This is a genomic window from Citrobacter pasteurii (assembly GCF_019047765.1).
Lineage (GTDB): Bacteria > Pseudomonadota > Gammaproteobacteria > Enterobacterales > Enterobacteriaceae > Citrobacter > Citrobacter pasteurii.
In genome coordinates this window covers 1,565,290-1,583,932 of record NZ_CP077262.1, presented here as the reverse complement: position 1 = coordinate 1,583,932, position 18,643 = coordinate 1,565,290, and the positions used below count along the sequence as shown (strand labels likewise).

Below are 18,643 nucleotides of genomic sequence, written 5' to 3'. Positions count from 1 at the left end.
AGAAGAAATGCACTGTGATGTTGTCAAAATTTAAGCGTAATAAACATCAACAACACCTTGCCCAACTACCTAAGATTTCTCAGTCAGTTGATGATGTAGATTTCTTTTATGCTCCCGCTAATTTCAGGGAGACTCTGCTGGAAAAAATAGCCAGCGCGACGCGACGGATCTGCATCATTGCACTGTACCTGGAACAGGATGACGGTGGCAAAGGCATTCTCGATGCGCTCTATGCGGCAAAACGGCAGCGTCCAGAGCTAGATGTACGGGTGCTTGTCGACTGGCACCGAGCCCAGCGTGGACGTATTGGCGCCGCGGCATCGAATACCAACGCTGACTGGTATTGTCGAATGGCGCAGGAAAACCCGGGTATCGATATCCCTGTCTACGGCGTGCCAATTAACACCCGCGAAGCGCTTGGTGTTCTGCATTTTAAAGGCTTTATCATTGATGATAGCGTCCTGTATAGCGGGGCCAGTCTGAACGATGTTTACTTACACCAACATGATAAATACCGCTATGACCGCTATCAGCTGATTCGCAACGCGAAGATGGCCGATATCATGTACGATTGGGTTACGCAGAACCTGATGAATGGGCGCGGCGTTAATCGTCTCGATGATATCCATCGTCCTAAAAGCCCGGAAATTAAAAATGATATCCGCCTGTACCGTCAGGAATTGCGCGATGCATCCTTCCATTTTCAGGGTGATGCGGATAATGAACAGCTTTCGGTCACGCCGCTGGTTGGACTTGGAAAATCCAGTCTGTTAAATAAGACTATTTTCCACCTCATGCCCTGCGCGGAGCACAAGCTGACAATCTGTACCCCTTATTTCAACCTGCCCGCTATCCTGGTACGCAATATCATTCAACTACTGCGTGAAGGGAAAAAGGTCGAAATTATTGTCGGTGATAAAACCGCCAACGACTTTTTCATTCCGGAAGATGAGCCATTCAAGATCATCGGTGCGCTGCCTTATCTGTATGAAATAAATCTGCGCCGTTTCCTGAGCAGACTGCAGTATTACGTGAATACCGACCAGCTGGTCGTGCGCTTATGGAAAGATGATGACAACACTTATCATCTGAAAGGCATGTGGGTTGATGATAAATGGATGCTGCTGACTGGCAACAACCTTAACCCTCGCGCCTGGCGTCTGGATCTGGAAAACGCCATCCTTATCCACGATCCTCAGCAAGAGCTGACTCCCCAGCGCGATAAAGAGCTGGAGCTCATCCGCACGCATACCACCGTCGTGAAGCACTATCGCGACCTGCAGAGCATTGCCGACTATCCAGTCAAAGTACGTAAGCTTATCCGTCGATTACGCCGTATTCGTATCGACAGATTAATTAGCCGTATTCTGTAACCAAGACCCCGTCCAGTGACGGGGTTTTTCCTATGGAGGCCACGGTGCGTCTGTTTATTCTTACCAGTGTTTTGCTTCTTTCCGGTTGTAGCCACATGGCTAACGACAGCTGGAGTGGGCAAGACAAAGCTCAACACTTTATCGCCTCCGCCATGCTTGCCGCAGCCGGAAACGAATATGCCCAACATCAGGGCAACAGCCGCGATCGCAGTGCGGTTATCGGCCTGATGTTCTCAGTCAGCCTGGGCGCGTCAAAAGAGCTGTGGGACAGCCGCCCCGCCGGGAGCGGCTGGAGCTGGAAGGACTTCGCCTGGGATGTGGCTGGCGCGTCTACCGGCTATGCGGTCTGGCAATTGGCACATTACTAGAGGCGCAGGCCTTTCCCCTTCCCATGCAGCATCAGTGATACCAAAAATGCGACGACTGCCAGCGCTGTAACGTACCAGAAGAATGTCGTTTCCATACCGACAGACTTCAGGGATAACGCAACATATTCGGCTGAACCACCAAACAAAGCATTAGCCACCGCATAAGATAACCCAACCCCCAGAGCACGCACCTGCGCCGGGAACATTTCGGCCTTCAGAATACCGCTAATTGACGTATAGAAACTCACGATCAACAAGGCACACATCACCAGAGCAAACGCCATGTAAGGAGACGTCACGCTTTGCAACGCGGTCAAAATGGGAACAGTGAAAATCGCGGCTAACGCGCCAAAACACAGCATTGAAGTCCGTCGGCCTATTTTATCTGACAACGCACCGAACAGCGGTTGCACTAGCATAAACACGCACAATGCAGCTGTCATAATGCCGCTGGCCACGTTGGCATGCATACCAGCCGTATTAACCAGATATTTCTGCATGTAGGTCGTAAACGTATAAAAACACAGCGAGCCAGCAGCGGTGAATCCCAGTACCATAAGAAAGGCTTTGCGGTTACGCCACAGCCCTTTCAGAGAACCCGCTTCTTTCAGCGCGCGAACGTCCTGTTTCGAGGTTTCATCCAACTGGCGACGCAACCATAGCGCAACAATAGCCAGCACGGCTCCCAGCACAAAGGGAATACGCCAGCCCCACGCTCTTAGCGCTGAGTCTTCTAACGTTTGCTGTAATATGACCACAACCAGCAATGCCAGTAACTGCCCGCCGATTAACGTCACATACTGGAATGAAGCGTAAAAACCTTTCTTACCTTCAACGGCTACTTCACTCATATAGGTAGCGCTGGTTCCATATTCCCCCCCGACAGACAGTCCCTGAAATAGTCTGGCCAGCAGTAATAGCGCTGGAGCCCATGTGCCGATGGTTTCATATCCCGGAAGACAAGCGATCACCAACGATCCCATGCACATCATACAAACGGACAGCAGCATAGACTTTTTACGCCCGTGTTTATCCGCAATACGACCAAAAAGCCATCCCCCGATTGGCCGCATCAGAAATCCTGCAGCAAAAACGCCGGCAGTTTGTAAGAGTTGCGTGGTGGTGTTTCCAGATGGAAAAAAGATATGAGCAAAGTAGAGAGAGCAGAAAGAGTAAATATAGAAATCAAACCATTCGACCAGGTTCCCTGACGATGCTCCGACAATCGCCCATATACGACGACGGGTGTCGCCATCTGCCAGCGCCCCGTTCTCAGTTACACTGCTATCAGCCATTAAAATTGTACCCCTGCCAGGATCTTATGAATCTATCAATGATGTTTCGTGTCTGTTTTGGTAAATTAAATGTTATATAATTGTTATAATTTATTATGGGAGATAGATCACGATTTTAATTAGCAGGAAAAGGATTAAGAAATGTTCGAAGGAAGAGAACCAGGTTGGCTGTCAGAATTGCCTGATGCGCTGCGCTTATCAGGCCTACAAAATACGTTCAGCCCGGCGCAGGCCGGATAAGGCGGGACGCTGCATCCGGCGGTTTTTACCCCGCACAAACGCAAAAAAGCCCATCCGGCAGGATGGGCTTCTTCACTTTAATTAATGCCTGGCAGTTCCCTACTCTCGCATGGGGAGACCCCACACTACCATCGGCGCTACGGCGTTTCACTTCTGAGTTCGGCATGGGGTCAGGTGGGACCACCGCGCTACAGCCGCCAGGCAAATTCTTTGTGCTCTGTACGCAATACTTTATCGCATCCGCCGCGTTGGCTGCTTTCGCGAACCTCAGTCACATACTTCTGTATGCTCCTTCCGTCGCTTCACTTGCCGCCTTGCTGCTGCGCAAACTATTGCGTACTACAATCTGTAATCAATGCTGAAAATCGTCTCAATTCCGCCAAAACATCTTCGGCGTTGTAAGGTTAAGCCTCACGGTTCATTAGTATCGGTTAGCTCAACGTATCGCTACGCTTACACACCCGACCTATCAACGTCATCGTCTTTAACGTTCCTTCAGGAGACTTATAGTCTCAGGGAGAACTCATCTCGGGGCAAGTTTCGTGCTTAGATGCTTTCAGCACTTATCTCTTCCGCATTTAGCTACCGGGCAATGCCATTGGCATGACAACCCGAACACCAGTGATGCGTCCACTCCGGTCCTCTCGTACTAGGAGCAGCCCCCCTCAATTCTCCAGCGCCCACGGCAGATAGGGACCGAACTGTCTCACGACGTTCTAAACCCAGCTCGCGTACCACTTTAAATGGCGAACAGCCATACCCTTGGGACCTACTTCAGCCCCAGGATGTGATGAGCCGACATCGAGGTGCCAAACACCGCCGTCGATATGAACTCTTGGGCGGTATCAGCCTGTTATCCCCGGAGTACCTTTTATCCGTTGAGCGATGGCCCTTCCATTCAGAACCACCGGATCACTAAGACCTGCTTTCGCACCTGCTCGAGCCGTCACTCTCGCAGTCAAGCTAGCTTATGCCTTTGCACTAACCTCCTGATGTCCGACCAGGATTAGCTAACCTTCGTGCTCCTCCGTTACTCTTTAGGAGGAGACCGCCCCAGTCAAACTACCCACCAGACACTGTCCGCAACCCGGATTACGGGCCCACGTTAGAACACCAGCCATTAAAGGGTGGTATTTCAAGGTTGGCTCCATGCAGACTGGCGTCCACACTTCAAAGCCTCCCACCTATCCTACACATCAAGGACCAGTGTTCAGTGTCAAGCTATAGTAAAGGTTCACGGGGTCTTTCCGTCTTGCCGCGGGTACACTGCATCTTCACAGCGAGTTCAATTTCACTGAGTCTCGGGTGGAGACAGCCTGGCCATCATTACGCCATTCGTGCAGGTCGGAACTTACCCGACAAGGAATTTCGCTACCTTAGGACCGTTATAGTTACGGCCGCCGTTTACCGGGGCTTCGATCAAGAGCTTCTCCTTACGGATAACCCCATCAATTAACCTTCCGGCACCGGGCAGGCGTCACACCGTATACGTCCACTTTCGTGTTTGCACAGTGCTGTGTTTTTAATAAACAGTTGCAGCCAGCTGGTATCTTCGACTGATTTCAGCTCCATGAGTAAATCACTTCACCTACATATCAGCGTGCCTTCTCCCGAAGTTACGGCACCATTTTGCCTAGTTCCTTCACCCGAGTTCTCTCAAGCGCCTTGGTATTCTCTACCTGACCACCTGTGTCGGTTTGGGGTACGATTTCGTGTTACCTGATGCTTAGAGGCTTTTCCTGGAAGCAGGGCATTTGTTACTTCAGCACCGTAGTGCCTCGTCATCACACCTCAGCGTTAATAAGGTACCGGATTTACCTGGAACCTCCGCCTACATGCTTAAACCGGGACAACCGTCGCCCGGCTAACATAGCCTTCTCCGTCCCCCCTTCGCAGTAACACCAAGTACAGGAATATTAACCTGTTTCCCATCGACTACGCCTTTCGGCCTCGCCTTAGGGGTCGACTCACCCTGCCCCGATTAACGTTGGACAGGAACCCTTGGTCTTCCGGCGTGCGGGTTTTTCACCCGCATTATCGTTACTTATGTCAGCATTCGCACTTCTGATACCTCCAGCATGCCTCACGACACACCTTCAACGGCTTACAGAACGCTCCCCTACCCAACAACACATAGTGTCGCTGCCGCAGCTTCGGTGCACAGTTTAGCCCCGTTACATCTTCCGCGCAGGCCGACTCGACCAGTGAGCTATTACGCTTTCTTTAAATGATGGCTGCTTCTAAGCCAACATCCTGGCTGTCTGTGCCTTCCCACATCGTTTCCCACTTAACTGTGACTTTGGGACCTTAGCTGGCGGTCTGGGTTGTTTCCCTCTTCACGACGGACGTTAGCACCCGCCGTGTGTCTCCCGTGATAACATTCTTCGGTATTCGCAGTTTGCATCGGGTTGGTAAGTCGGGATGACCCCCTAGCCGAAACAGTGCTCTACCCCCGAAGATGAATTCACGAGGCGCTACCTAAATAGCTTTCGGGGAGAACCAGCTATCTCCCGGTTTGATTGGCCTTTCACCCCCAGCCACAAGTCATCCGCTAATTTTTCAACATTAGTCGGTTCGGTCCTCCAGTTAGTGTTACCCAACCTTCAACCTGCCCATGGCTAGATCACCGGGTTTCGGGTCTATACCCTGCAACTTAACGCCCAGTTAAGACTCGGTTTCCCTTCGGCTCCCCTATGCGGTTAACCTTGCTACAGAATATAAGTCGCTGACCCATTATACAAAAGGTACGCAGTCACCCCATTAAGAGGCTCCCACTGCTTGTACGTACACGGTTTCAGGTTCTTTTTCACTCCCCTCGCCGGGGTTCTTTTCGCCTTTCCCTCACGGTACTGGTTCACTATCGGTCAGTCAGGAGTATTTAGCCTTGGAGGATGGTCCCCCCATATTCAGACAGGATACCACGTGTCCCGCCCTACTCTTCGAGTTCACAGCCTGTGCATTTTGGTGTACGGGACTATCACCCTGTACCGTCGGACTTTCCAGACCGTTCCACTAACACACAAGCTGATTCAGACTCTGGGCTGCTCCCCGTTCGCTCGCCGCTACTGGGGGAATCTCGGTTGATTTCTTTTCCTCGGGGTACTTAGATGTTTCAGTTCCCCCGGTTCGCTTCATTACGCTATGTATTCACGTAATGATAGTGTGACGAATCACACTGGGTTTCCCCATTCGGAAATCGCCGGTTATAACGGTTCATATCACCTTACCGACGCTTATCGCAGATTAGCACGTCCTTCATCGCCTCTGACTGCCAGGGCATCCACCGTGTACGCTTAGTCGCTTAACCTCACAACCCGAAGATGTTTCACTTCTGATTGCGAAAATTTGAGAGACTCGAACACACCGCTTTTCATTTCTTATTACGGAGAAATGAAACAGTGTGTCGTTTCAATTTTCAGCTTGATCCAGATTTTTAAAGAGCAAATATCTCAAACGTCACCCGAAGGTAAGTTTTGAGATATTGGGGTCGGCGACTTTCACTCACACAAACCAGCAAGTGGCGTCCCCTAGGGGATTCGAACCCCTGTTACCGCCGTGAAAGGGCGGTGTCCTGGGCCTCTAGACGAAGGGGACGTGTCAGTCTCAATCGCAAGACGCCTTGCTATTTACTTTTCATCAGACAATCTGTGTGAGCACTACAAAGAACGCTTCTTTAAGGTAAGGAGGTGATCCAACCGCAGGTTCCCCTACGGTTACCTTGTTACGACTTCACCCCAGTCATGAATCACAAAGTGGTAAGCGCCCTCCCGAAGGTTAAGCTACCTACTTCTTTTGCAACCCACTCCCATGGTGTGACGGGCGGTGTGTACAAGGCCCGGGAACGTATTCACCGTGGCATTCTGATCCACGATTACTAGCGATTCCGACTTCATGGAGTCGAGTTGCAGACTCCAATCCGGACTACGACATACTTTATGAGGTCCGCTTGCTCTCGCGAGGTCGCTTCTCTTTGTATATGCCATTGTAGCACGTGTGTAGCCCTACTCGTAAGGGCCATGATGACTTGACGTCATCCCCACCTTCCTCCAGTTTATCACTGGCAGTCTCCTTTGAGTTCCCGGCCGGACCGCTGGCAACAAAGGATAAGGGTTGCGCTCGTTGCGGGACTTAACCCAACATTTCACAACACGAGCTGACGACAGCCATGCAGCACCTGTCTCACGGTTCCCGAAGGCACTAAAGCATCTCTGCTAAATTCCGTGGATGTCAAGAGTAGGTAAGGTTCTTCGCGTTGCATCGAATTAAACCACATGCTCCACCGCTTGTGCGGGCCCCCGTCAATTCATTTGAGTTTTAACCTTGCGGCCGTACTCCCCAGGCGGTCGACTTAACGCGTTAGCTCCGGAAGCCACGCCTCAAGGGCACAACCTCCAAGTCGACATCGTTTACGGCGTGGACTACCAGGGTATCTAATCCTGTTTGCTCCCCACGCTTTCGCACCTGAGCGTCAGTCTTTGTCCAGGGGGCCGCCTTCGCCACCGGTATTCCTCCAGATCTCTACGCATTTCACCGCTACACCTGGAATTCTACCCCCCTCTACAAGACTCTAGCCTGCCAGTTTCGGATGCAGTTCCCAGGTTGAGCCCGGGGATTTCACATCCGACTTGACAGACCGCCTGCGTGCGCTTTACGCCCAGTAATTCCGATTAACGCTTGCACCCTCCGTATTACCGCGGCTGCTGGCACGGAGTTAGCCGGTGCTTCTTCTGCGAGTAACGTCAATTGCTGAGGTTATTAACCTCAACACCTTCCTCCTCGCTGAAAGTACTTTACAACCCGAAGGCCTTCTTCATACACGCGGCATGGCTGCATCAGGCTTGCGCCCATTGTGCAATATTCCCCACTGCTGCCTCCCGTAGGAGTCTGGACCGTGTCTCAGTTCCAGTGTGGCTGGTCATCCTCTCAGACCAGCTAGGGATCGTCGCCTAGGTGAGCCGTTACCCCACCTACTAGCTAATCCCATCTGGGCACATCCGATGGCAAGAGGCCCGAAGGTCCCCCTCTTTGGTCTTGCGACGTTATGCGGTATTAGCTACCGTTTCCAGTAGTTATCCCCCTCCATCGGGCAGTTTCCCAGACATTACTCACCCGTCCGCCACTCGTCACCCAAGGAGCAAGCTCCTCTGTGCTACCGTTCGACTTGCATGTGTTAGGCCTGCCGCCAGCGTTCAATCTGAGCCATGATCAAACTCTTCAATTTAAGTTTGATGCTCGTGAATTAAACTTCGTAATGAATTACGTGTTCACTCAGAGACTTGGTATTCATTTTTCGTCTTGCGACGTTAAGAATCCGTATCTTCGAGTGCCCACACAGATTGTCTGATAAATTGTTAAAGAGCAGTGCCGCTTCGCTTTTTCTCAGCGGCGCGGGGTGTGCATAATACGCCATCCCGCTACGAAGTCAAGCATTTAATTTCGCTTTCTTCGCCGGAGTTCTCAGTGGAACCCCGCTGACCCGGCGGCTTGCGTGCCGTTGTTCCGTGTCAGTGGAGGCGCATTATAGGGAGTTATTTCAGACTGACAAGTTAAAAATACAAAAAACTTATCAAGCGATTACTTTTCAATCAACAACTCTATTCTTGCCTGGTTATTAAACAAAAACGAGCCCCGCAGGGCCCGTTTATTGAGGTTTTGTGACTTACTGCACTGCCACAATGCGATCGTCATTCACTTCCAGACGAATCGTTTTGCCTGGAATCAGCTCACCAGACAAGATTTGCTGTGCCAGTGGGTTTTCGATCTGCTGCTGGATAGCACGTTTCAATGGACGTGCACCATATACAGGATCATAACCATTCACACTCAGCAATTTAAGCGCCTCGTCAGAGATGTGAATTTCATAGCCACGCTCTTCCAGACGTTTATACAGACGCTGCAGCTGAATTTTGGCAATAGAGGCAATGTGTTTCTCACCCAATGGATGGAATACAACAACCTCATCTATACGGTTGATGAATTCCGGGCGGAAGTTCTGGCTCACGACACCCAGCACCATATCTTTCATATGGCTGTAATCCAGCTCACCGAAACGCTCCTGAATCAGATCAGAGCCCAGATTCGAGGTCATGATGACAACCGTATTACGGAAATCGACCGTTCTCCCCTGCCCGTCAGTCAGACGACCATCGTCAAGCACCTGCAACAGAATGTTGAAGACATCCGGATGTGCTTTTTCCACTTCATCCAGCAGAATGACCGAATAAGGACGACGACGCACCGCTTCCGTCAGGTACCCACCTTCTTCATAACCGACATATCCCGGAGGCGCACCTACCAGGCGAGATACCGAGTGTTTCTCCATAAACTCGGACATATCGATACGGACCATCGCATCGTCACTGTCGAACATAAAGTTCGCCAGTGCTTTGCACAGCTCGGTTTTACCGACACCGGTTGGCCCCAGGAACAAGAATGAACCAATCGGACGATTCGGATCAGACAATCCTGCACGGCTACGACGGATGGCGTTAGATACCGCTTCTACCGCTTCGTTCTGGCCAATCACGCGGCTGTGCAGATCCTGCTCCATCCGCAATAATTTTTCCCGCTCGCCTTCCAGCATACGAGCCACCGGGATACCGGTCCAGCGCGCCAGCACTTCAGCGATTTCTGCATCCGTCACTTTATTACGCAGCAGACGCATAGTTTTACCTTCAGACTGGGTCGCTGCTTCCAGCTGTTTTTCCAGTTCCGGAATTTTGCCGTACTGCAGTTCAGACATGCGCGCCAGATCACCGACACGACGTGCCTGTTCGATAGCGATTTTTGCCTGTTCCAGCTCTGCCTTGATAGTTTGCGTGCCGGAGAGGGACGCTTTTTCAGCTTTCCACTCTTCTTCTAACTCAGAGTACTGGCGCTCTTTGTCGTCCAGCTCTTCATTAAGCATATCAAGACGTTTTTTGCTCGCCTCATCAGACTCTTTCATTAACGCCTGCTGTTCCAGTTTGAGCTGGATAATACGACGGTCGAGTCTGTCGAGTTCCTCCGGCTTGGAGTCAATCTGCATACGAATGCTGGATGCCGCTTCGTCAATGAGGTCGATAGCTTTATCCGGCAACTGACGATCGGCAATATAGCGGTGAGACAGCGTAGCTGCCGCAACAATTGCCGGGTCAGTAATCTGTACATGGTGGTGCAGCTCGTAACGTTCTTTCAGTCCACGCAAAATGGCAATGGTGTCTTCTACTGATGGCTCAGCCACAAACACTTTCTGGAAACGACGTTCCAGCGCCGCATCTTTTTCGATGTACTGGCGGTATTCATCAAGCGTGGTGGCCCCTACGCAGTGCAGCTCCCCGCGCGCCAGCGCTGGTTTCAACATGTTGCCGGCGTCCATCGCGCCATCGGCTTTACCTGCACCGACCATTGTATGCAACTCATCGATGAACAGAATGACGTTGCCTTCCTGTTTCGAGAGATCGTTGAGCACACCTTTTAAACGTTCTTCAAATTCACCGCGATACTTCGCCCCGGCCACCAGCGCGCCCATATCCAGCGCCAGCACGCGACGACCTTTTAACCCTTCAGGTACTTCACCGTTAATGATTCGCTGTGCCAGCCCTTCGACGATAGCGGTTTTACCAACACCTGGCTCACCGATCAAAACCGGGTTATTTTTAGTACGACGTTGCAGCACCTGAATAGTGCGGCGAATTTCTTCATCACGACCAATAACCGGATCGAGTTTGCCTTGTTCGGCGCGTTCGGTCAGGTCGACGGTATATTTTTTCAAGGCCTGACGTTGGTCTTCAGCCCCCTGGTCATTCACGCTTTCACCTCCACGCATTTGTTCAATTGCCTGAGTGATATTGGCGGTTGTCGCTCCAGTTGATTTTAATAAATCGGTCAGCGTACCGCGTGACTCAAGCGCCGCCAGAACGAACAGTTCTGACGAAATGAAATTGTCTCCACGTTTTTGCGCCAGCTTGTCGCAAAGATTCAGTACACGCACCAGCTCCTGAGAAGGCTGAACATCACCACCGGTACCTTCTACCTGCGGCAAGCGGCTCAACGCCTGGTCAATCGCTGTGCGTAACTGGCCAGCATTAATGCCAGCGGACGTTAACAAAGGACGAACCGATCCCCCTTCCTGATTCAGCAAGGCGCTCATTAGATGAAGTGGTTCGATGAATTGATTGTCGTGCCCCAATGCGAGTGACTGGGCATCGGCAAGAGCAAGCTGGAATTTATTGGTAAGACGATCCAGACGCATAACTCCTCCCATAACAGGTCAAAATTGCTACTGGAGATTAAATGAGGTCATCCCTCAATTATTCAAGGTGAATGACCTGAATTATGTGAAAAGAAAATTACACGTACCGGATCGTCTTGATTCTTTAGGTTATATCAGCCAAATAAAACTTGCCATACGACCCGTGGTATTGTCGCGACGATAAGAGAAGAACGTCTCACTTTCGCTGAAGGTGCAATGGTCACCACCGTAGACGTTCTCAACCCCCACATTTGCCAGACGCTGGCGCGCAAGCTGGTAGATATCCGCCAGATATTTTTCACCACGCGGCACAAATGCACTGTCAGCGTGCGGATCTTTTGCCATAAACGCTTCGCGGACTTCTGCTCCCACTTCAAACGCGTCCGGGCCAATCGCCGGTCCTAACCAGGCAATAATGTTTTCCGGTTTATCGGCAAAGCACGCCACCGTTTCTTCCAGCACACCTTCACATAACCCGCGCCAGCCCGCATGGGCCGCCGCCACCTCTGTTCCAGCACGATTACAAAACAGCACCGGCAGACAGTCCGCCGTCATCACCGCACATACGGTGCCCGGCGTATTACTGTAGGACGCATCTGCACGTTTAGATAAGTATGGCCCGCCGCTCAATTTCAGGACGTCTTTACCGTGTACCTGTTCAAGCCAGACGGGTTTCGAAGGCAGATTGCCCGCAGCAAACAGCCGCTTGCGGTTCTCTTCCACATGCTCCGGGTTATCACCACAATGGGCACCCAGGTTAAGCGAATCATAGGGCGACAGACTGACGCCGCCAATGCGGGTAGAACTACAGGCCGCGACACCCTGAGGTATCGGCCACTGCGGGACAATTAGCTTACTCATAGCCAGGCAACATCATCCTTATGCTCTTCGAAATCAGCGCGCATCACTTCGATAAGCTCTACCATATCTTGCGGAATCGGCGCATGCCATTCCATCTCAATACCGGAAATCGGGTGATACAAACGCAACATGGTCGCGTGCAGCGCCTGACGGTCAAACTTACGCAGCACGGAGATAAACTCGTCAGAAGCGCCTTTCGGTGGGCGCGGACGACCACCGTAGACCTGGTCGCCCACCAGCGGATGGGTAATATGCGCCATGTGCACGCGGATCTGGTGCGTACGTCCGGTTTCCAGACGCAGCCGCAGACGCGTGTGCACACGGAAATGCTCCATAATGCGATAGTGAGTTACCGCAGGTTTCCCCATTGGATGCACTGACATATGCGTACGTTTGGTTGGATGACGGCTGATCGGTTCTTCGACTGTACCGCCCGCTGTCATGTGACCAATCGCCACGGCTTCATACTCACGAGTGATTTCGCGCAGCTGCAGTGACTCCACCAGACGCGTTTGCGCCGGGACAGTTTTCGCCACAACCATAAGTCCGGTTGTGTCTTTATCCAGACGGTGTACGATACCGGCACGAGGAACATCCGCGATTGGCGGGTAGTAATGCAGTAACGCATTCAATACCGTACCATCAGGATTACCTGCGCCCGGATGTACCACCAGGTCACGAGGTTTGTTGATGACAAGAATGTCGTCATCTTCATAAACGATATCCAGTGGGATATCCTGAGCTTCAAAACGAACCTCTTCATCAATTTCAGCATTGATGGAGACACGCTCTCCACCTAACACTTTTTCTTTCGGCTTATCGCAAAGATTGCCATTTACCAGTACGCGCTGGTCGAGGATCCATTCTTTTATGCGCGATCGCGAATAATCAGGGAACAATTCGGCCAAAGCCTGATCTAAGCGTTGACCAAGCTGATTTTCGGAGACTGTTGCGGTGAGTTCTACTCGTTGTGCCATAAACTGCTTCTTCGTTTAACGTTGGGTTTTACGGCTTTGCCGTTTAATATAGTGTGCTATTGTAGCTGGTCTTAACCGGGAGCAGGAACAGAGAATCTCCCGTATTACATTTTGAGGAAAGTCAAAACGTCATGACGCGCATGAAATATCTGGTGGCAGCAGCCACGTTGAGCCTGTTTTTGGCGGGTTGCTCTGGTTCAAAGGAAGAGGTGCCCGATAATCCGCCAAATGAAATCTACGCGACTGCTCAGCAAAAGCTGCAGGACGGTAACTGGAAACAGGCAATAACGCAATTGGAAGCGTTGGATAACCGCTATCCATTTGGACCGTATTCTCAGCAGGTGCAATTAGATCTCATCTACGCCTACTACAAAAACGCCGATCTGCCACTTGCTCAGGCTGCCATCGATCGTTTTATCCGTCTTAATCCGACACACCCTAATATTGATTATGTCATGTATATGCGTGGCCTGACCAATATGGCGTTGGACGATAGCGCGCTGCAAGGATTCTTTGGCGTCGATCGTAGCGATCGCGATCCACAGCATGCCCGAGCTGCGTTTAATGACTTTTCCAAACTGGTACGTGGCTATCCGAACAGCCAGTACACCACCGATGCCACGAAGCGTCTGGTGTTCCTGAAAGATCGTCTGGCGAAGTATGAATACTCTGTTGCTGAGTATTATACCGCCCGTGGCGCATGGGTTGCAGTCGTGAACCGTGTGGAAGGTATGCTGCGTGACTATCCGGATACCCAGGCAACGCGTGATGCCCTGCCGTTGATGGAAAACGCTTATCGCCAAATGCAGATGAATGCCCAGGCAGAAAAAGTAGCGAAAATCATTGCCGCTAACAGCAGCAACACCTGATTGACCTCAGAATGCACAACGGCAGCCTTTGGGCTGCCGTTTTTTTTATCCGTTAACACCACAACTGAAGCGGTTTAGCTGCGACGCATCCTATCAAATATGGCCTGCTTTCAGGTATTCCTCAAGTAAAAAATCGCCTGTTCCTGCGGTGCCTCACAAAAAGGTTTTCTTGACAAAAAGCGACAAAAATATGTGATTTAGATCACATATTTTGACATTAGGAACGGTATGCTGGAATCACCAAGACGGGAAAGACAAGAGGTAAAATTTATGACAATGAACATTACCAGTAAACAAATGGAAATTACTCCGGCAATTCGCCAGCATGTCGCAGACCGTCTCGCCAAACTGGATAAATGGCAAACTCATCTGATTAATCCACATATCATTCTGTCTAAGGAGCCACAGGGTTTCATTGCTGATGCCACCATCAATACACCGAACGGACATCTGGTCGCCAGCGCAAAACACGAGGATATGTACACCGCCATTAACGATTTGATCAACAAGCTGGAACGGCAGCTCAATAAAGTGCAGCACAAAGGCGAAGCCCGTCGTGCAACAACTTCAGTAAAAGACGCCAACTTCGTCGAAGCAGAAGAAGAGTAGTCCCTTACATTGAGTGTATCGCCAACGCGCCTTCGGGCGCGTTTTTTGTTGACAGGGTGAAAACAGTACGGGTACTTTACTGATATAGCCTAAGGAAAATTATATGAAACTTGTCCCGTTCTTCTTCGCATTCTTTTTTACCTTCCCCTGAATGGGAGGCGTTTCGTCGTGTGATAAAGAATGCGAAGACGAACAATAAGGCCTCCCACAACGGGGGGCCTTTTTTATTGATAACAAGAAAGGCAACACTATGACATCGGAAAACCCATTGCTGGCGCTGCGCGATAAGATAAGCACGCTGGATGAAAAATTACTGGCCCTGCTGGCAGAACGACGTGGTCTGGCGGTAGAGGTCGGCAAAGCCAAGTTGCTGTCTCATCGCCCAGTACGCGATATTGATCGGGAACGCGATCTGCTGGACCGTTTAATTCAGCTTGGTAAAGCGCATCACCTCGATGCCCACTACATCACGCGCCTGTTCCAACTGATTATCGAAGACTCCGTCCTGACGCAACAGGCACTGCTGCAGCAGCACCTGAACAAAATCAATCCGCACTCTGCACGCGTAGCCTTCCTGGGACCAAAAGGCTCTTACTCACACCTCGCCGCCCGTCAGTACGCCGCACGTCATTTTGAGCAGTTTATTGAAAGCGGCTGCGCGAAATTTGCCGATATCTTTAATCAGGTTGAGACCGGACAGGCAGACTACGCGGTAGTGCCTATTGAAAACACCAGCTCCGGCGGGATCAACGACGTTTACGACCTGCTACAGCACACCAGCTTGTCTATCGTTGGCGAGATGACCATCACGATTGACCACTGTGTACTGGTGTCCGGCACAACAGATCTCGAGACTATTGAAACGGTTTACAGCCATCCGCAGCCGTTCCAGCAGTGCAGCAAATTCCTGAATCGCCATCCACACTGGAAGATTGAGTACACCGAAAGCACCTCTGCAGCAATGGAAAAAGTTGCGCAGGCTAACTCGCCGCGCGTGGCGGCTCTTGGGAGCGAAGCCGGAGGCGTGCTGTATGGTTTGCAGGTTCTTGAGCACATTGAAGCTAACCAGACGCAAAACATTACCCGCTTCGTGGTACTGGCACGTAAAGCAATCAATGTTTCCGACCAGGTTCCAGCGAAAACAACGTTGCTGATGGCGACAGGGCAACAGGCCGGTGCTCTGGTAGAAGCATTGCTGGTGCTGCGTAACCATAATCTGATTATGACTAAACTGGAGTCACGCCCGATTCACGGCAATCCGTGGGAAGAGATGTTTTATCTTGATATCCAGGCCAATCTGGAATCGCCCCAAATGCAAAAAGCATTGAAAGAGCTGGGTGAGATTACGCGTTCGATGAAAGTATTGGGATGTTATCCGAGTGAAAACGTGGTGCCGGTCGATCCAAGCTAACGTTTGACAATACCGGAGGCACTACGCTTATCCGGCCTACAATTCATGCGATTTTTGTAGGCCGGATAAGGCGAAGCCGCCATCCGGCGTCTTAATTAAGGACGGCTGTCATTCGCCTGGCGCAACAGAGTGCGGCTTTCACTCTGGAAGCGCTGCGCATAATCGCCAAACCAATGTTCTACCTTACGGAAGCTGTCGATAAACGCTTGCTTATCGCCCTGCTCCAGTAAACCGATCGCCTCACCAAAACGTTGGTAGTAGCGCTTGATCAGCGCAAGGTTGCTCTCAGACGACATAATAATATCGGCATAGAGCTGAGGATCCTGGGCAAACAGACGGCCAACCATTGCCAGTTCAAGACGGTAAATAGGTGAAGAAAGAGCCAGCAACTGCTCCAGTTGCACATTCTCCTCCGCTAAATGCAGCCCATAAGCAAATGTCGCAAAGTGGCGTAGCGCCTGAATGAACGCCATATTCTGGTCGTGTTCAACGGCGCTGATCCGATGCAGCCGCGCCCCCCATACCTGAATCTGTTCCAGAAACCACTGATAGGCTTCCGGCTGCCGCCCATCACACCAGACGACGACCTGCTTGGCCAGACTGCCGCTGTCCGGACCAAACATCGGATGCAATCCCACCACCGGGCCATCGTGTGACGCCAGCATCGCCTGTAAAGGACCGTTTTTCACCGATGCCAAATCGACCAGGATACAGTCAGAAGGCAAACGCGGTAATTTGGCGATCACCTGCTCGGTGACGTGGATCGGCACACTGACGATCACCATGCCGGCATCAGAGACGATCTCCGGCGCACGCTCCCAGTCCTGTTGTTCCAGGATCCGCACCTGGTAACCTGACAGGGTGAGCATTTTCTCGAACAGGCGCCCCATCTGACCACCGCCACCGACGATTACCACCGGGCGCAGAGAAGGACAAAGCGTTTTAAACCCTTTGTCATTTTCACTGGAGTAGGACTCGCGCATCACCCGACGCAACACATCCTCAATCAGATCCGGCGGTACGCCCAGGGCTTCCGCCTCTGCCCTGCGGGAGGCCAGCATAGAGGCTTCCCGCTCCGGCACGTAGATCGGTAGCCCAAAGCGACTTTTTACTTCACCGACTTCGGCAACCAGCTCCAGACGGCGTGCCAGTAAATCCAGCAACGCCTTGTCGACTTCATCAATTTGATCGCGTAATGCGGTCAATTCAGCAACCATAACCAACCTCTTATGCTACACGCGCCGTCAGTTGGCCGTTTAAATCCAGGCTAATTTCACGCAGTAGCGCATCCGTCATTTCCCAGCTAATGCAGGCATCAGTTACGGAGACGCCGTATTTCATTTCGCTACGCGGCTGTTCGGAGGACTGGTTGCCTTCGTGAATATTACTTTCAATCATCAAGCCAATGATCGAGCGATTGCCATCTTTGATTTGTGCAATCACGGATTCAGCCACGGCTGGCTGGCGACGGTAATCTTTATTGGAATTACCATGACTGCAATCTACCATCAGAGAAGGTCGTAGTCCTGCCTGCTCCATCTCTTTTTCACACTGGGCGACATCCGCCGGGCTGTAGTTCGGCGCTTTACCGCCACGCAGGATCACGTGACCATCTGGATTACCCTGCGTTTGCAGCAGTGCAACCTGCCCGGCCTGGTTAATACCAACAAAGCGGTGCGACTGTGCCGCCGCTCGCATGGCATTAATGGCGGTTGCCAGACTCCCATCTGTACCATTCTTAAAACCAACCGGCATGGAAAGACCAGAAGCCATTTCACGATGCGTCTGTGATTCAGTGGTACGCGCACCGATAGCAGACCAGCTAAACAGATCGCCCAGGTATTGCGGGCTGTTTGGATCTAACGCTTCTGTTGCCAGCGGTAGCCCCATATTCACCAATTCAAGCAGCAACTGACGCGCAATTTTCAGACCCGCTTCAACATCAAAAGAGCCATCCATATGAGGATCGTTAATCAACCCTTTCCAGCCGACGGTGGTACGGGGCTTTTCAAAGTAGACGCGCATCACCAGGTAGAGGCTATCGCTGACCTCTGCGGCAAGGGCTTTAAATCGACGAGCGTACTCAATAGCCGCTTCAGGATCGTGAATCGAGCATGGACCACACACCACCAGCAGTCGCGGGTCGCGCCCAGAGATAATGTCTGAAATGGTTTTACGCGACTGAGCGATTTGCGCCTCCTGTGCGAGGCTCAGCGGAAATTCCGCTTTAAGCTGCTCTGGGGTCATCAGAACCTGTTCGTCGGTAATGTGTACGTTGTTCAGCGCGTCTTTTTGCATGATGGTGATCCTGTTTAGCTCGTTTGCGATAGTTTTCCTCTGCGAGGAGGTAATCACGATAACACAACGGGTAAAGATTTCAATCCACATTCCGTAAATTTTTATTTAC

At 51.4% G+C, this 18,643-nt stretch carries 12 protein-coding genes, 1 tRNA gene, 3 rRNA genes and 1 other annotated feature; of the genes, 6 read left to right on the top strand and 10 right to left on the bottom strand.

Going from position 1 to position 18,643, the window contains the following annotated elements:
• The first annotated feature begins 17 nt into the window (after positions 1-17).
• Positions 18-1,373: a CDP-diacylglycerol--serine O-phosphatidyltransferase gene (pssA, locus tag I6L54_RS07705; RefSeq protein WP_005121216.1), complete on the top strand. Its 1,356-nt coding sequence runs from the start codon at positions 18-20 to the stop codon at positions 1,371-1,373.
• A 44-nt stretch (positions 1,374-1,417) separates the two neighbouring features.
• Entirely contained in the window at positions 1,418-1,741 is a 324-nt protein-coding gene (locus I6L54_RS07700) for a YfiM family lipoprotein (protein WP_040233521.1), read from the top strand.
• Here I6L54_RS07700 and I6L54_RS07695 read toward each other — a convergent pair.
• The 8 genes from I6L54_RS07695 to rluD form a co-directional block, all read right to left on the bottom strand.
• Positions 1,738-3,036, bottom strand: a complete 1,299-nt coding sequence (locus I6L54_RS07695) for an MFS transporter (RefSeq protein ID WP_040233401.1) — start codon at positions 3,034-3,036, stop codon at positions 1,738-1,740. The two genes, I6L54_RS07700 and I6L54_RS07695, sit on opposite strands and share 4 nt — an antisense overlap.
• A 326-nt stretch (positions 3,037-3,362) precedes the next feature.
• Positions 3,363-3,478 (bottom strand): 5S ribosomal RNA (rrf, locus tag I6L54_RS07690).
• 198 nt (positions 3,479-3,676) lie between these two features.
• Positions 3,677-6,583: ribosomal RNA gene (locus I6L54_RS07685) — 23S ribosomal RNA — on the bottom strand.
• Between the two features lie 211 nt (positions 6,584-6,794).
• Positions 6,795-6,870 (bottom strand) — tRNA-Glu (locus tag I6L54_RS07680).
• Positions 6,871-6,955: 85 nt separating this feature from the next.
• Positions 6,956-8,497, bottom strand: a 16S ribosomal RNA gene (locus tag I6L54_RS07675).
• Together the 16S, 23S and 5S rRNA genes with 1 tRNA gene alongside form the textbook arrangement of a ribosomal RNA operon.
• A 438-nt stretch (positions 8,498-8,935) precedes the next feature.
• Positions 8,936-11,509 (bottom strand): ATP-dependent chaperone ClpB, encoded by a 2,574-nt coding sequence (gene clpB / locus I6L54_RS07670; protein WP_040234074.1) that lies wholly within the window; start codon positions 11,507-11,509, stop codon positions 8,936-8,938.
• A gap of 129 nt (positions 11,510-11,638) precedes the next feature.
• A complete protein-coding gene (gene yfiH / locus I6L54_RS07665; RefSeq protein ID WP_005130413.1) occupies positions 11,639-12,370 on the bottom strand; it encodes a purine nucleoside phosphorylase YfiH in 732 nt (243 codons plus the stop codon).
• On the bottom strand, positions 12,367-13,347 hold the full coding sequence (gene rluD, locus I6L54_RS07660; protein WP_005130415.1) for a 23S rRNA pseudouridine(1911/1915/1917) synthase RluD: 981 nt from the start codon (positions 13,345-13,347) through the stop codon (positions 12,367-12,369). Before rluD ends, yfiH begins: the two co-directional genes overlap by 4 nt.
• 131 nt (positions 13,348-13,478) lie before the next feature.
• Between rluD and bamD the strand changes: the two genes are divergently transcribed.
• The 4 genes from bamD (at position 13,479) to pheA (ending at position 16,236) form a co-directional block, all read left to right on the top strand.
• Positions 13,479-14,216, top strand: a complete 738-nt coding sequence (gene bamD / locus I6L54_RS07655; RefSeq protein WP_005130417.1) for an outer membrane protein assembly factor BamD — start codon at positions 13,479-13,481, stop codon at positions 14,214-14,216.
• Between the two features lie 270 nt (positions 14,217-14,486).
• Complete coding sequence (gene raiA, locus I6L54_RS07650; RefSeq protein ID WP_005130418.1) at positions 14,487-14,825, top strand: ribosome-associated translation inhibitor RaiA; 339 nt, start codon at positions 14,487-14,489, stop codon at positions 14,823-14,825.
• 102 nt (positions 14,826-14,927) lie between these two features.
• Positions 14,928-15,053 (top strand) — a sequence feature (Phe leader region).
• Entirely contained in the window at positions 14,929-14,976 is a 48-nt protein-coding gene (gene pheL / locus I6L54_RS07645) for a pheA operon leader peptide PheL (RefSeq protein ID WP_100250063.1), read from the top strand. (Overlaps the previous feature by 48 nt.)
• Before the next feature lie 22 nt (positions 15,054-15,075).
• Positions 15,076-16,236 (top strand): bifunctional chorismate mutase/prephenate dehydratase, encoded by a 1,161-nt coding sequence (gene pheA / locus I6L54_RS07640; protein WP_005130419.1) that lies wholly within the window; start codon positions 15,076-15,078, stop codon positions 16,234-16,236.
• A gap of 95 nt (positions 16,237-16,331) precedes the next feature.
• Here pheA and tyrA read toward each other — a convergent pair whose 3' ends face one another.
• Positions 16,332-17,453: a bifunctional chorismate mutase/prephenate dehydrogenase gene (gene tyrA / locus I6L54_RS07635; RefSeq protein ID WP_040234072.1), complete on the bottom strand. Its 1,122-nt coding sequence runs from the start codon at positions 17,451-17,453 to the stop codon at positions 16,332-16,334.
• 10 nt (positions 17,454-17,463) lie between these two features.
• Complete coding sequence (gene aroF / locus I6L54_RS07630; RefSeq protein WP_040234071.1) at positions 17,464-18,534, bottom strand: 3-deoxy-7-phosphoheptulonate synthase AroF; 1,071 nt, start codon at positions 18,532-18,534, stop codon at positions 17,464-17,466.
• Positions 18,535-18,643 lie beyond the last annotated feature (109 nt).

Bases quoted from the DNA above. Each gene is read 5' to 3' on its own strand.
- raiA (WP_005130418.1), top strand. From the start codon at position 14,487: ATGACAATGAACATTACCAGTAAACAAATGGAAATTACTCCGGCAATT.
- pssA (WP_005121216.1), top strand. From the start codon at position 18: ATGTTGTCAAAATTTAAGCGTAATAAACATCAACAACACCTTGCCCAA.
- rluD (WP_005130415.1), bottom strand. From the start codon at position 13,347: ATGGCACAACGAGTAGAACTCACCGCAACAGTCTCCGAAAATCAGCTT.
- aroF (WP_040234071.1), bottom strand. From the start codon at position 18,534: ATGCAAAAAGACGCGCTGAACAACGTACACATTACCGACGAACAGGTT.
- I6L54_RS07695 (WP_040233401.1), bottom strand. From the start codon at position 3,036: ATGGCTGATAGCAGTGTAACTGAGAACGGGGCGCTGGCAGATGGCGAC.
- bamD (WP_005130417.1), top strand. From the start codon at position 13,479: ATGACGCGCATGAAATATCTGGTGGCAGCAGCCACGTTGAGCCTGTTT.
- tyrA (WP_040234072.1), bottom strand. From the start codon at position 17,453: ATGGTTGCTGAATTGACCGCATTACGCGATCAAATTGATGAAGTCGAC.
- pheA (WP_005130419.1), top strand. From the start codon at position 15,076: ATGACATCGGAAAACCCATTGCTGGCGCTGCGCGATAAGATAAGCACG.
- yfiH (WP_005130413.1), bottom strand. From the start codon at position 12,370: ATGAGTAAGCTAATTGTCCCGCAGTGGCCGATACCTCAGGGTGTCGCG.
- clpB (WP_040234074.1), bottom strand. From the start codon at position 11,509: ATGCGTCTGGATCGTCTTACCAATAAATTCCAGCTTGCTCTTGCCGAT.